Annotated in this window: 11 protein-coding genes, 1 tRNA gene and 1 pseudogene; 9 read left to right on the top strand and 4 right to left on the bottom strand. The window is 68.1% G+C overall.

Features of this window, described 5'->3' with window-relative positions; translation table 11 throughout:
* Positions 1-3 precede the first annotated feature (3 nt).
* The 8 genes from ICN82_RS13030 to ICN82_RS12995 all read left to right on the top strand — a co-directional run bounded on the left by ICN82_RS13030 (position 4) and on the right by ICN82_RS12995 (position 7074).
* On the top strand, positions 4-1497 hold the full coding sequence (locus ICN82_RS13030) for a UDP-N-acetylmuramoyl-L-alanyl-D-glutamate--2,6-diaminopimelate ligase (protein ID WP_193183466.1): 1494 nt from the start codon (positions 4-6) through the stop codon (positions 1495-1497).
* On the top strand, positions 1494-2891 hold the full coding sequence (locus ICN82_RS13025; RefSeq protein ID WP_193183464.1) for a UDP-N-acetylmuramoyl-tripeptide--D-alanyl-D-alanine ligase: 1398 nt from the start codon (positions 1494-1496) through the stop codon (positions 2889-2891). Before ICN82_RS13030 ends, ICN82_RS13025 begins: the two co-directional genes overlap by 4 nt.
* Positions 2892-2895: 4 nt before the next feature.
* A complete protein-coding gene (mraY, locus tag ICN82_RS13020; protein ID WP_193183462.1) occupies positions 2896-3978 on the top strand; it encodes a phospho-N-acetylmuramoyl-pentapeptide-transferase in 1083 nt (360 codons plus the stop codon).
* Entirely contained in the window at positions 3978-4445 is a 468-nt protein-coding gene (locus ICN82_RS13015; RefSeq protein ID WP_193183460.1) for a hypothetical protein, read from the top strand. Before mraY ends, ICN82_RS13015 begins: the two co-directional genes overlap by 1 nt.
* On the top strand, positions 4442-4747 hold the full coding sequence (locus ICN82_RS13010; RefSeq protein ID WP_193183458.1) for a hypothetical protein: 306 nt from the start codon (positions 4442-4444) through the stop codon (positions 4745-4747). Before ICN82_RS13015 ends, ICN82_RS13010 begins: the two co-directional genes overlap by 4 nt.
* Positions 4748-4783: 36 nt before the next feature.
* Positions 4784-5473 carry a TenA family protein gene (locus ICN82_RS13005; RefSeq protein WP_193183457.1) on the top strand — a complete coding sequence of 230 codons (690 nt, stop codon included), beginning with the start codon at positions 4784-4786 and terminating at the stop codon, positions 5471-5473.
* Positions 5474-5477: 4 nt separating this feature from the next.
* Positions 5478-6893: a UDP-N-acetylmuramoyl-L-alanine--D-glutamate ligase gene (murD, locus tag ICN82_RS13000; RefSeq protein WP_193183455.1), complete on the top strand. Its 1416-nt coding sequence runs from the start codon at positions 5478-5480 to the stop codon at positions 6891-6893.
* A 106-nt stretch (positions 6894-6999) separates the two neighbouring features.
* Positions 7000-7074, top strand: a tRNA-Val gene (locus tag ICN82_RS12995).
* A gap of 82 nt (positions 7075-7156) precedes the next feature.
* On the opposite strand, the gene ICN82_RS12990 is transcribed toward ICN82_RS12995, so the two are convergent.
* The gene (locus tag ICN82_RS12990; RefSeq protein ID WP_226898473.1) at positions 7157-7588 is read right to left on the bottom strand and encodes a tyrosine-type recombinase/integrase; all 432 of its coding nucleotides are present in this window, start codon (positions 7586-7588) and stop codon (positions 7157-7159) included.
* On the opposite strand from ICN82_RS12990, the gene ICN82_RS12985 reads away from it, so the two are divergent.
* Complete coding sequence (locus tag ICN82_RS12985) at positions 7572-8816, top strand: IS256 family transposase (RefSeq protein WP_193183451.1); 1245 nt, start codon at positions 7572-7574, stop codon at positions 8814-8816. The two genes, ICN82_RS12990 and ICN82_RS12985, sit on opposite strands and share 17 nt — an antisense overlap.
* Before the next feature lie 6 nt (positions 8817-8822).
* On the opposite strand, the gene ICN82_RS12980 is transcribed toward ICN82_RS12985, so the two are convergent.
* From ICN82_RS12980 to ICN82_RS12970, 3 genes and pseudogenes are all read right to left on the bottom strand, one after another.
* A complete protein-coding gene (locus tag ICN82_RS12980) occupies positions 8823-9287 on the bottom strand; it encodes a hypothetical protein (RefSeq protein WP_193183449.1) in 465 nt (154 codons plus the stop codon).
* 67 nt (positions 9288-9354) lie between these two features.
* Positions 9355-9864, bottom strand: a pseudogene (locus ICN82_RS12975) (IS5 family transposase); the annotation flags it as partial.
* 38 nt (positions 9865-9902) lie between these two features.
* Positions 9903-12296, bottom strand: coding sequence for a methyl-accepting chemotaxis protein (locus ICN82_RS12970; protein ID WP_193183447.1), 2394 nt, complete (start codon positions 12294-12296; stop codon positions 9903-9905).
* Positions 12297-12504: the final 208 nt, after the last annotated feature.

The raw sequence follows: 12504 nt of genomic DNA, 5'->3' as shown, positions 1-12504 counted from the left end.
CCCATGACAGCGAATGCCGCGAAGGTTAAGTCTCTGGCAGAACTCGGCCTTCATGCAAAGGGCGGGCAGGAGGTCCGAATCACGGGCGTAGCGCTGGATAGCCGCCGCGTGGGCAAGGGCCATCTCTTCGCCGCGCTGCCGGGATCGAAGGTCCATGGGGCGGCCTTCGTGCCGACGGCCCTGGCGCAGGGCGCGGCGGCGGTGCTGACCGATCCCGAGGGCGCGCGCATCGCGGCGCAGGCACTGGGGGAAACGCAGGCCGCGCTGATCGTCACCGAGGATGCCCGCGAGGCGCTCTCGGCGGCGGCGGCGCTGTGGTACGGCGCCCAGCCCGATACCGCGGTTGCGGTGACCGGCACCAACGGCAAGACCTCCGTGGCGACCTTCACCCGCCAGATCTGGGAGGCGCTGGGGCGCAAGGCGGTCAATCTGGGCACGACCGGGATCGAGGGCGGCTATGCCGCGCCGCTGCACCACACCACCCCCGATCCGCTGACGCTGCACCGGCACCTGGCGGCGATGGCGGCCGAGGGCGTCACCCATCTGGCGATGGAGGCCTCCTCCCACGGGCTGGATCAGCGGCGCCTGGACGGGGTCCGCCTGGCGGCGGCGGGCTTCACCAACTTCACCCAGGACCACCTGGACTACCACCACAGTTTCGAGGCCTATTTCGAGGCCAAGGCCGGGCTTTTCTCGCGGCTTCTGGGCGATGACGGCGTGGCGGTGGTCAATCTCGACGACCCGCGCGGGCTGGATATCGCCGAGCTGGCAGAGGCGCGCGGGCAGGAAGTGATCGGCATCGGCCAGTCCGAGGCGGCCGAGCTGCGCATCACCGGCCAGCGCTATGACGCCTCGGGCCAGGATCTGCGCTTCACCTGGCAGGGCCAGCCTTTCCAGACCCGGCTGAGCCTGATCGGCGGCTTCCAGGCGGCCAATGTGCTTTGCGCGGCGGGGCTGGCCATCGCCGCGGGCGAGGAGCCGGGCGAGGTCTTCGAGGTTCTGCCGCGGCTGCGCACGGTGCGCGGGCGGATGCAGCATGTGGCGACCCGGGCCAATGGCGGCACGATCTTCGTCGATTACGCCCATACCCCCGATGCGGTGGCGACCGCGCTGAAGGCGCTGCGCCCGCATGTGCTGGGCAACCTGGTGGTGGTGCTGGGCGCGGGGGGCGATCGCGACACGACCAAGCGCCCGCTGATGGGGGAGGCGGCCGCGGCCCATGCCGACCGGGTGATCGTCACCGACGACAATCCCCGCAGCGAGGATCCCGACCTGATCCGGGCGATGGTGATGCAGGGCTGTCCGGAGGCCGCCAACGTGGCCGACCGGGCCGAGGCGATCCTGCGCGGGGTCGACACGATCCGCCCCGGCGACGCGCTCCTGATCGCGGGCAAGGGGCACGAGACGGGGCAGATCGTCGGCGACACGGTCTATCCCTTCGACGATGCGGAACAGGCAAGCGTGGCGGTGGCCGCGCTGGAGGGGCGGCAGCCGTGAGCGAATTGTGGACTTCGCAGGAGGCGGCCGCGGCGACCGGCGGCACCGCCCCGGTGGCTTTTGCCGCGACGGGATTGTCGATCGACACGCGCACGATCCGGCCCGGCGACATCTTCGTGGCGCTGAAGGACCAGCGCGACGGCCATGATTTCGTGGCCCAGGCGCTGGAGAAGGGCGCGGCCGCGGCGCTGGTCTCGCGCCGCCCCGAGGGCGTCGGCGCGGATGCGCCGCTGTTGATCGTGGGCGATGTGCTGGCGGCGCTGGAAGACCTGGCGCGGGCCGCGCGGGCGCGCACGGGGGCGAAGGTCGTGGGCATCACCGGTTCCGTCGGCAAGACCTCCACCAAGGAGATGCTGCGCCACGTGCTGGCGCGGCAGGGCCGCGTCCATGCGGCGGAGAAGAGCTACAACAACCATTGGGGCGTGCCGCTGACCCTGGCGCGGATGCCCGCCGATGCCGATGTCGCGGTGATCGAGATCGGCATGAACCATCCCGGCGAGATCGCGCCGCTGGCGCGGCTGGCCGATCTGGACGTGGCGGTGATCACCACGGTCGCCGCCGCCCATCTGGAGGCCTTCGACAGCCTCGAGGGCATCGCCCGAGAAAAGGCGGCGATCTTCACCGGGCTGCGGCTTGGCGGGACGGCGGTGATCAATGCCGATCTGGAAACCACCAGCCTGCTGCAGAAGGTGGCGGCCGAGGCGGGGGCGGCCCCGCTCCTGTTCGGGCATGAGGGCACCCGCGCGCGGCTGGCCGAGGCCCGGCTGTCGGATGGCGGCACCGACATCACCGCCGAGATCGACGGCACGGCCCATCTCATGCAGCTGGCCATGCCGGGCCGGCATTTCGCGATGAACGCCGTCGCCGTGCTGGCCGTGATCCAGGCGCTGGGGCTGGACGTGGCGCAGGCGGCGCGGGACATGGCCGACTGGACCCCGCCCGCGGGACGGGGCACCTCGGAGTCGCTGGCATTGCCGCAGGGCTCCGTGCGGCTGCTGGACGACGCGTATAACGCCAATCCCACCTCCGTGGGCGCCGCCTTCGAGGTGCTTGCCGCCACCAGCCCCGCCGCCCCGGACGGGCGGCGCATCGCGGTGCTGGGCGACATGCTGGAACTGGGCCCGGGCGAGGCGGCGCTGCATGCCGGGCTGGCCGGGCATCCGGCGATCTCGGCGATCGACGGGGTGGTCGCGGTGGGACCGCGCATGGCCGCGCTTGACGCGGCGCTTCCCGCAGGCCAGAGGCTGGCCCGGTTCGACACGGCTGCCGCGGCCGCCGCGGCCCTGCCGGACCTGCTGCGGGCCGGGGATGTCGTGCTGGTCAAGGGCTCGCTGGGCTCGAAAGTCTCTCAGGTCGTCACCGCGCTGCGCGAGGCGGCCAAGCAAGGAACCTGACGGAATGCTCTACTGGCTGACGGCGCTCTCGGATGGCGGCGATGTCTTCAACCTCTTCCGCTACATCACCTTCCGGGCGGGCATGGCCTTCGCCACGGCGCTGGTCTTCGGATTCATCTTCGGGCGGCCGCTGATCAACCTGTTGCGGCGCACCCAGGGCAAGGGACAGCCGATCCGCACCGACGGGCCCGAGACGCATTTCTCCAAGGCCGGCACGCCGACCATGGGGGGCGTGCTGATCCTGGGCGCGCTGATCGTCTCGACGCTGCTCTGGGCGCGGCTGGACAATCCCTTCGTCTGGATGTGCCTCATGGTGACGGCAGGCTTCGGGCTGATCGGCTTTGCCGACGACTATGCCAAGGTGTCGAAGCAGAATGTCTCGGGCGTGTCGGGCAAGGTCCGGCTGGGGCTGGGCTTCGTCATCGCCGCCGTGGCGGCGGTGTGGATGATGCATGTGCATCCGCCCGAGCTGACCGGCAACCTGGCCTTCCCGATCTTCAAGACCTTCCTTCTGCATCTGGGCTGGCTCTATGTGCCCTTCGCCATGCTGGTCATCGTCGGCGCCGCCAATGCGGTCAACCTGACCGACGGGCTGGACGGCCTGGCGGTGATGCCGGTGATGATCGCCGCCGCGACGCTGGGGGTGATCGCCTATGTCGTGGGCCGCGCGGATTTCTCCACCTATCTCGACGTGCATTACGTCGAGGGCACGGGCGAATTGCTGATCTTCTGTTCGGCGCTGATCGGCGGGGGGCTGGGCTTCCTGTGGTACAACGCGCCGCCCGCGGCGGTGTTCATGGGCGATACCGGCTCGCTGGCGCTCGGCGGCGCGCTGGGGGCCATCGCGGTGGCGACCAAGCATGAAATCGTGCTGGGCATCGTCGGCGGGCTGTTCGTGGTCGAGGCGCTGTCGGTGATCATCCAGGTCTTCTACTTCAAGCGCACCGGCAAGCGGGTCTTCCTGATGGCGCCGATCCACCACCATTTCGAGAAGAAGGGCTGGCAGGAGCCGCAGATCGTCATCCGGTTCTGGATCATCTCGCTGATCCTCGCGCTGATCGGCCTGGCCACGCTGAAGGTGCGGTGATGACGGAGGAGGTCGAGATCGGCACCCTGCAAGGGCGGATCGTGATCTCGGAGGATCAGCTGGGCCGGGCGATGGCGAGGACCGCGCCGGGCCCCGACCTGGCCGGGACGCTGCTGCGGCTGGTCGAGATCGCGGTGCTGGCCATTCCCTTCGCGGCGATCGTGTCGCTGATCCCGGCGCGCCTGCCGGAGCGGGCGGACAGCCTCGCGGGATGGACCAGCCTGTGGTTCTGCCTTGTCGCGGCCGTGCTGGTCTTCGTGCTGCTGGCCATCCTGGGGATCTGCCTGCTGTTGCGTCACATGCGCCTTGCGCTGGCTGTCGGCGGGGGGGCGTCGCGGGCGGTCCCGGTGGCGGTCTTCGTGCTGCTTCTGGTCTTCGAGGCGGCGTTTGCCGCCGCGCTGTGGCTGGGTGCGGGGCAGGGGCGGGCGCTGCTGCCGGATGCGTCCGGCGCGCAGGCTGCGCCATGAGCGGTTTCTTCCGCTCCGCCGCCTGGCAGGTCGCCGAACTTGTCGCGGCGCTGATCCTGGGGCCCGCGCTGGTGCTGCACGGGGTCTGGATGCGCCGGGAACTCGACCTGGCCGAGGCCGTGGCGCTGCTTTGCTTCCTCGGGCTGGGATGGCATGCGCTGGCCGGGCGGCGCGGCTGGGCGCAGGCGCTGTGGCTGGCAGGCTCGGCCGCGGCGATCACCGGCGCGACGCTGCAATGGGGCCGGGTCGCGCGCGAGGCGCCCTGGCTGCGCGATATCATGGCGGCCTCCATCGGCTGGTAGGCCGCAGACAGGAACGGAAATCATGGGGAGGGTGCCATGCGCCCCTGCGAGATGCTTCGCGACAGCTGCCGTGCCGACTGGGACGCGGCCACCGATCATGCCTTCTGCCGGGCGCTGGCGGCCGGGACGCTGCCGCGCGACCGCATGGCCTGGTATCTGGGGCAGGATTACCTGTTCATCGAGGAATTCGTGCGCCTCTTGGCCGCGGCCGTCGCCCATGCGCCCAGCCTGGCCGACGGGCTGCCCGCGGCGCGGTTCCTGGGCCTGATCGCGGGGCCGGAAAACGACTATTTCCAGCGCAGCTTCGAGGCGCTGGAGCTGACCCCCGCCGAACGCGCGCCCGCGCCCTCCGCCCCGGCTGCCGGGTTCATGGCGCTGATGGCCCGCGCGCGGCGCTCGGGGCGCTACGAGCAGATGATCGCGGTGCTGCTGGTCGCGGAATGGAGCTATCTGAGCTGGGGCGAGCGGCACGCGGGCTATGATCCCGCGCTGCCCTTCTGGTTCGCCGAGTGGATCGACCTGCATAGCGGGCCGGGATTTGCGGGCGTCGTGGCTTATCTGCAGGAGCAGATGGACGGTGCCTGGCCGGGGCTCGATGCGCAGGCCGCGGCGGAGGCGGCCGCGATGTTCCGCGAGGCGGTCGCGCTGGAGCGGGCCTTCTTCGATGCCGCCTGGGCGGGCGGCGACAGCGCGGCCCGGGCGGCCGCAATGACCGAGACGGAGTGAGACGATGATCCCTGTAAGAGGCATGGACGGCGCGCAGGTGGCGGTTCTGGGGCTCGGCCGGTCGGGCCTGGCGACGGCGGCCAGCCTGCAGGCGGGCGGGGCGCAGGCGCTGTGCTGGGATGACAGCCCCGAGGGCAGGGCGGCCGCCGAGGCCCGGGGTCACGAGATCCGCGATCTGACGAAGCCCGGGGCAATGGCCGGGATCGACCGGCTGGTCGTGTCGCCGGGCATCCCCCACCTGTATCCCGCGCCGCATCCGGTGATCCGTGCGGCCATGGCGGCGGGCGTCCCGGTGGATAACGACATCGGCCTGTTCTTCCGGTCGCTGGCGGGCAGCGAATGGGCCCGGTTCGAGCAGCCGCCCAAGGTTGTGGCGGTGACCGGCTCCAACGGCAAGTCGACCACCACGGCGCTGATCCATCACTGCCTGGAGGCGGCAGGGCGCGAGGCCCAGCTGGCCGGCAATATCGGCCGCGGCGTGCTGGATATCGACCCGCCCGGCGATGGCGGCATCGTGGTGCTGGAACTCTCCAGCTACCAGACCGATCTGGCCCGCGCGCTGACCCCGGATGTGGCGGTCTTCACCAATCTTTCCCCCGATCACCTGGATCGCCATGGCGGCATGGGCGGCTATTTCGCGGCCAAGCGTCGGCTCTTCGCCGAGGGCGGCCCGGATCGCGCGGTGATCGGCATCGACGAGGCCGAAGGGCTGTTCCTCGCCGGGCAGCTGGCCGAGGCGCCCTCCGACGACCGGGTGATCCGGGTCAGCGTCACCGAAAAGCTCGACGGCGCGGGCTGGAACGTCTTCGCCCGCAAGGGTTTTCTGGCGGAGTACCGCAAGGGGCGGCAGGCCGGGTCCATCGACCTGCGCGGCATCCGCGGCCTGCCGGGGCGGCACAATCATCAGAATGCCTGTTCCGCCTATGCCGCGCTGCGCGCTCTGGGGCTGGCCCCGCGCGAGATCGAGGCGGGGTTCCTCAGCTTCGAGGGGCTGCCGCATCGCAGCCAGATCATCGCCGAGGCGCGTGGCGTCACTTATGTCAACGACTCCAAGGCCACGAATGTGGACAGCGCGGCGCAGGCGCTGCAGGCCTTTCCGCGGATCCGCTGGATCGCCGGCGGGCTGGGCAAGGAGGGCGGCATCGCCACGCTGGCGCCGCATCTGGGCGCGGTGGTGAAGGCCTATCTGATCGGTCATTCGGCGCGGGATTTCGCGCTGCAGCTGCCGGGCACCGAGCACGAGATCAGCGAGACGATGGAGCAGGCCGTGGCCCAGGCCATGGCCGAGGCGCAGGAGGGCGACACGGTGCTTCTGGCGCCGGCCGCCGCAAGCTTCGACCAGTATCCCAATTTCGAGAAGCGCGGCGAGGATTTCATCCGCATCGTGCGCGGCCGTCTGGGGCTGGGGGCGGAGGCCTGAGACCGCCGGTCCCGGAACGTCCCCGGGACCTCCCCCCGGGGAACCGCATTTTTTGGCGAAAAGCCCCTTGCGGCCCCCGGAGCATCCCATTAAAGAGCGCTCCACCGGGTGATTAGCTCAGTGGTAGAGCGCTTCGTTCACATCGAAGATGTCAGGAGTTCGAATCTCTTATCACCCACCATACCTCTCTTGAAATCCAGTCTTTACAGATGCGATGTGTCCGATTTTCGTGGGCGCTGGCTTGGCGTGGGACACAATTGCGTTCACCACTCCATTCCGGCCAGCAGCGTGACCGCCGATTCTGCCAGCTTGGACCGCTGAACGTCGCGGGTGTAGACCTCGCTGGTCCGAGCCTGCGAATGGCCATGCACAGCCATGATCTGGTGCTGCGTGGCGCCTGCCTCGGCGAGCAGGTGACCGGCCGCCTTCCTGATCCCGTGCGGGCTGCGATCGGGCAGTCCCGCCTCGATGCACCAGCGCTTGAAGCAGTTGCGGAAACTGTCCGAGCTTCGCCATGGGCGCCTTGGGCCGTCAGCAGATAGCGGCCCGATAGATGCGATAGTGTCCGAGGTGCTGGTGTAATTTCGACGCCGCTGACGGTGTGATCCCGGGTGGCCATCGAGGTGTAGGATTGAGGTGGAGTTTCGACGCTTCAACCTGAACCATACGGAGACCCCGATGACCAAAACAAACATGGACCTGTCCGAGCTCATGGCCAAGCACGATCAGGGTGATTTGCTGCGAAGCATCGCCGAGGCCGTACTGCAGCTGATCATGGAGGCCGACGTGGATGGCCTGGTCGGCGCCGGGCGGCACGAGTGCAGTGGTGAACGGACCACATGGAGAAACGGATACCGCGACCGGTCGCTCGACACGCGTCTGGGCACGCTGAACCTGCGCGTGCCGAAGCTGCGGCAGGGCAGCTATTTCCCGGGCTTCCTCGAGGCCCGGAAGACCTCCGAGCAGGCTTTGGTCGCGGTGATCCAAGAAGCGTGGATCGGCGGCGTATCCACCCGCCGTGTCGATGAACTGGTTCAGGCGATGGGCCTTTCCGGTATCTCGAAGAGCACCGTATCGAAGCTCTGCAAGGACATCGATGAGCGCGTTGGCGAGTTTCTGAACCGTCCGCTGACCGGCGAATGGCCTTACGTCTGGCTGGACGCCACCTACCTCAAGGTGCGCCAAGGGGGCCGGATCGTGTCGGTTGCGGCCATAATCGCCGTTGCCGCCAACACCGAAGGCCGTCGCGAGATCGTCGGCTTGGGCATCGGCCCCTCCGAGGCCGAGACGTTCTGGACCGAGTTCCTGCGGTCCCTGGAGGCCCGGGGCCTGAGCGGCGTGCGCCTGGTCATCAGCGATGCGCACACCGGCCTGAGGGCGGCAATCTCGTGGGTGTTCGAAGCCACCTGGCAAAGGTGCCGCGTTCACTGGATGCGCAACGCCTTGGCGCACGTGTCGCGCGGCCAGCACACCGTTGTGGCCGCCGCGATCCGGCAGGCTTTCGACCAGCCCGACCGCACCCACGCAGGCGAGATCTGGCACAAGGTCGCGGAGCAGCTGCGTCCACGCTGGCCAAAGCTGGCTGACCTCATGGACGCCAGCGAGCATGACGTTCTGGCCTACATGTCCTTTCCCCGCCAACACAGGACGAAGCTGCACTCGACCAACCCAATCGAACGGTTGAACAAGGAGGTGAAGCACCGAGCCGACGTCGTGGGGATCTTTCCCAACGAGGCATCCATCACGCGGCTCATCGGTGCCGTCCTCTTCGAACAGAACGACGAGTGGCAGACCGCCAGCCGCTACATGATGGTCGAGGCATTCGCCCAGATCGACAAGGAGGAGATCGACCCCATTCTCAGTATCACCACGAAAGCCGCCTCATCATGCCCTCAGGCCATCCGGGAAATTACACCTCATTGACGGACGCTACCATAGATGCTCGACCTCGCGGGCGCGAATTGCAGGCAGGAGCGGCGGCGGCACCGGGATCGTGACCTTGCTCGATCCCTTCTTGCCGGGCTGCCACTGGAGCCAGGTCAGGCCGTCTGGCTGTATCTCGTTTGTCCGGCCGAGCGCGATCGCATCCGAGACCCGCGCCGCCGTGAACATGAAGAGCGCGAGCGCCATATGTGCGTCGCTGCCGCACGGATGGCGCTGGCGGAATTGTTTCAGGTCTCCGACGCTCCGGGGCTTCGCGCCGCCACGGCTCTGATAGGTCATGGGGCTATCGGCGGCCGGGTTGTCCCTGACGATCTCCCGCTCCACCGCCCATCGGTACATCGCGCGCACCGCGCCGACCGCGGCCTTGCGGGCTCCCGGCCGGTCCGCCATCGTGTCGAGCCAGCGCAGCCAGTCCTTTCCGGGCACGCGGCGACAGTCGAAGGAACTCATGACAGGTCCGATGGGCGTTGTTGCAGAATGGTGTCCTCAGGTGTGAGGGCCGCTTTCCCCATAGGCGTCAGCCGCCGCGGATGATCTCGGCGGTGCCGCGGGCGTTGAAGCGGTTCATGAGGGCTCTTCGGATGTGGATTTCGGCGGTCTGGCGGTCGGGGGCCCTTGCGGCGATGCGCTCGCCGAAGGACTGGAGGCAGCGCATTTGGGACTCGGCGCGGCTGCGAACATGGTATCCGCTCCACCGCTTCCAGAAAGCGCGCCCGTAGTGACGCGTCGCGCGCGGGATTTCGTTGCGGGCCCGGGCGGCGGGACAGTTCTATTTCCACGGTCCGCCGGTCTTGCGGATCGGGATGATCGAAGTGGCGCCCCGTGCGGTGACAGCGCTGTGGCATCGCCGCGTGTCGCAGGCGCCATCCGCGGTTATGGTGGCGATGTCCTCTTCCGCGGGGATCTGGCCCAACAGGTCCGGCAGGTTGGGACTGTCGCGTTCCCGGCTGGAGGTGAACTCGACGGCACGGATATCCGAGGTGGCGGCACCCATCGCCAGATGCATCTTGCGCCATGCGCGCCGACCTGTTCGAGGCCCTCGTTCTTCGTCGTCGACGCAATCGGCTACGCGACATTGGCGGCAGGGGCCGAAATGTGTTCAGAGGCGGTGTCCGGATCGACCTTGAAGGCTCCCATCTCCTCCGAAAGCCGCCGAGCCTCGGTTTCGAGTGTATGGATCGCAGCATTGGTTTCCTCGAACATCGCCGCATTTTGCTGGGTCGTACGGTCGATCTGTGTCGTCGCCTCGCTGATTTCGGAAATCCCCAGCTTCGCTTCCTGGAATGTCGCCGCAATCCGGTCAATTGCCCCCGACACCTCGCCAATATCGCCGACGATGTGGCGCAGAGCCTCTCCGGAATTGGCCGCCATCTCGACCCCGCGACGCACGCTTTCCGAAGAGCGCGCCATCATGTCGGCAATCTCTCTTGCGGATTCGGAAGATCGCTGTGCCAGGGCGCGCACCTCGGAGGCCACGACGGCGAAACCGCGACCGGCCTCGCCCGCCCTTGCAGCTTCGACGCCCGCATTCAGTGCGAGAAGATTGGTTTGAAAGGCAATATCGTCGATGACGCCGAGCACCTTCTCGATACTCTCGGCGGCCCTGGAAATCTCCTCCATCTGCGCGATCGTCCCTTGGACGACCTCGTTTCCCTGTTCGGCGCGCGAGGACATGGTGCCGACCGACTGCCGTGCCGAAACGGCGGCCTCGGAGGCCGTGCCGATCGAACTCGACATCTGGTTCAGCGAAGCCGCGGTCTGCTCGAGCATGGCGGCATTGCGTTCGGACCTGCGGGCAAGATCGTCAGTGGCCGTCGACAGTTCCCGGGCAGAGCCATTCACGGTCACGGCGGAGGCGGACACCCGTGCCAGCGTCTGGCCAAGATTGCCGATGGTCCGGGCCATCACCCCTCCGATCTCGGCGAAGACTCCGGACAGGGAGTCGTCCATGCGATGCGTGAGATCGCCATCGGCAATCCGTTCAAGCGCGGCGCGAATCTCGGCCAGTCCGCGATCGGCAACCTCGCCGATGCGGTTGACCCCGGCGCAGATCTCAGCGATCGCGCCTTCCTTGCCGTCCAGGCCGAGACGCTGCGAGAAGTCGCCTCTCGCACAGGCATTGACGACAAGCGCAATTTCTTCGGCATTGCGCTTGTCGCGATCCGCCCGCTCGGCACGGCGTGCGGCAGCAGCCTCTTCCTGCCGCAGCTCATAGAGACGCTGCTCTTCCTTCTGGTCTGCCGCGCGCTGCTCGGCCGCGGCTTTCGCCCGAGCCTCTCGGGCAACCAGGTCGCGTCCTTCGATGATGCTGGTCCGGAACCGGTCGAGAGCGACGACGATCGCGCCCAGTTCCCTCGGCGTCTGCGTCGGCAATGCGGTTTTCAGCTCGCCGTTCGACATCCGGTCGGCCGCCTCGGCAATGCCCGACAGCATTTCCAGAATGCAGCGCAGCATGGCGCGCAGCGCCATGGACATGCCGAGGATGAGGATGCCGAGCAGCGCAAGCGCCACGCAGAGCGACCGGAAGCTGGCGCGATACAGGCTGCCGACCATGGCAGCGATCTCCGCCGACATCTGTTCTTCCAGATCCTTCATCGCGTTGATGCGGACCGTTGACGCGTTGAAGAAATCCGTGCCGGTGATGCCGGACAGATCGGCTGTCCGGGGGAAGGCGAAGGCGAGGTCGCGATAGGTCCACACCGCCCGGGTTTCGGGCAGGGCGCGCATCGCTTCGAAGGCGGCCCGGTCCGGCGCCGGGGCGTTCGACAGGAAGAATTCGAACCCCATCTCCTGCTGCGCGATCAGGCGCTGCAGCACGAGCAGCCGCGCGAGGTCGAACCGGCCAAGCGCGAATCCGCCCGAGGCAACGGCACGTTCGACCCCGGCGCGTTCTTTCGCCGCGAGGAAGGCGACAAAACTGCCCAGGCTCGCCGTCACGCCGCTGTCGCTGCTGCGCCCGCCGATCCGCGAGATCTGGTCCAGCATGATGGTATTGCCTGCCGTGTAGAATCCGATTGCGTCCGGAACCGGAATGGTTTGCGCGTCCACCTGGTCGCGGATCTCGGGGCGCGCCTGAAGTTTCGCGAGGATCGCTGCCGTCTGACCTGACAGATCGGGATCGCTGGTGGCCAGATCGAGTTTGCCGATCAGCCCCGTCAGCGTGGCGCTTGCAGCATCCGTGGCCTCGCGCTGCGCGGCGAGCTGGGGACCGAACTCGGCGCCCTTGCTGCTGAGGAAGATGCTGGTTGCGCCCCGCTCTTTCTGCTGCTCGTGAACAAGGTCGCCGAGCGCATCGACCAACTGCATCAGCTCCCCGAGCTGCCGGGTTTCCAGCATCTCCCGGGCTTCGGCGCGGATCAGGATGATCGCGAACGCCACGGCTGCCGCCATGGGCAGGAGCGCAGCGCCGAGGAAGATCGTTCTGAGACTTTGCCTGCTGAGGAATGTCGTGATGGTCATGGGCCTCGATTCCCGTTGATCGCGACCTTGCTAGAAGCGGATGGTTTATTTTCCCCTGAACAATTCCGTTGAATTGGAAAGGCGCGCGAACTCTGCGACCTGGACCGGAGACCGCGCCGCCATGGCCCCCGGCTGCCGCGTGTGCCCGGCTGGGGGCGGGTGAAGGACGCAGATGCCAGGTTGCGAACACATCTTCCTGCCGCGGTCT

It is taken from the genome of Mangrovicoccus algicola (genome assembly GCF_014903745.1).
In the GTDB taxonomy this organism is placed as follows: Bacteria; Pseudomonadota; Alphaproteobacteria; order Rhodobacterales; family Rhodobacteraceae; genus Mangrovicoccus; species Mangrovicoccus algicola.
The sequence above is the reverse complement of the archived record's forward strand: the minus strand, read 5'-3'. Positions and strand labels throughout refer to the sequence as shown.

Coding starts and splice junctions, on each gene's coding strand:
- ICN82_RS13015 (WP_193183460.1), top strand. CDS start 3,978: ATGACGGAGGAGGTCGAGATCGGCACCCTGCAAGGGCGGATCGTGATC.
- ICN82_RS13010 (WP_193183458.1), top strand. CDS start 4,442: ATGAGCGGTTTCTTCCGCTCCGCCGCCTGGCAGGTCGCCGAACTTGTC.
- ICN82_RS12990 (WP_226898473.1), bottom strand. CDS start 7,588: ATGTTTGTTTTGGTCATCGGGGTCTCCGTATGGTTCAGGTTGAAGCGT.
- murD (WP_193183455.1), top strand. CDS start 5,478: ATGATCCCTGTAAGAGGCATGGACGGCGCGCAGGTGGCGGTTCTGGGG.
- mraY (WP_193183462.1), top strand. CDS start 2,896: ATGCTCTACTGGCTGACGGCGCTCTCGGATGGCGGCGATGTCTTCAAC.
- ICN82_RS12985 (WP_193183451.1), top strand. CDS start 7,572: ATGACCAAAACAAACATGGACCTGTCCGAGCTCATGGCCAAGCACGAT.
- ICN82_RS13030 (WP_193183466.1), top strand. CDS start 4: ATGACAGCGAATGCCGCGAAGGTTAAGTCTCTGGCAGAACTCGGCCTT.
- ICN82_RS12970 (WP_193183447.1), bottom strand. CDS start 12,296: ATGACCATCACGACATTCCTCAGCAGGCAAAGTCTCAGAACGATCTTC.
- ICN82_RS13005 (WP_193183457.1), top strand. CDS start 4,784: ATGCGCCCCTGCGAGATGCTTCGCGACAGCTGCCGTGCCGACTGGGAC.
- ICN82_RS12980 (WP_193183449.1), bottom strand. CDS start 9,287: ATGAGTTCCTTCGACTGTCGCCGCGTGCCCGGAAAGGACTGGCTGCGC.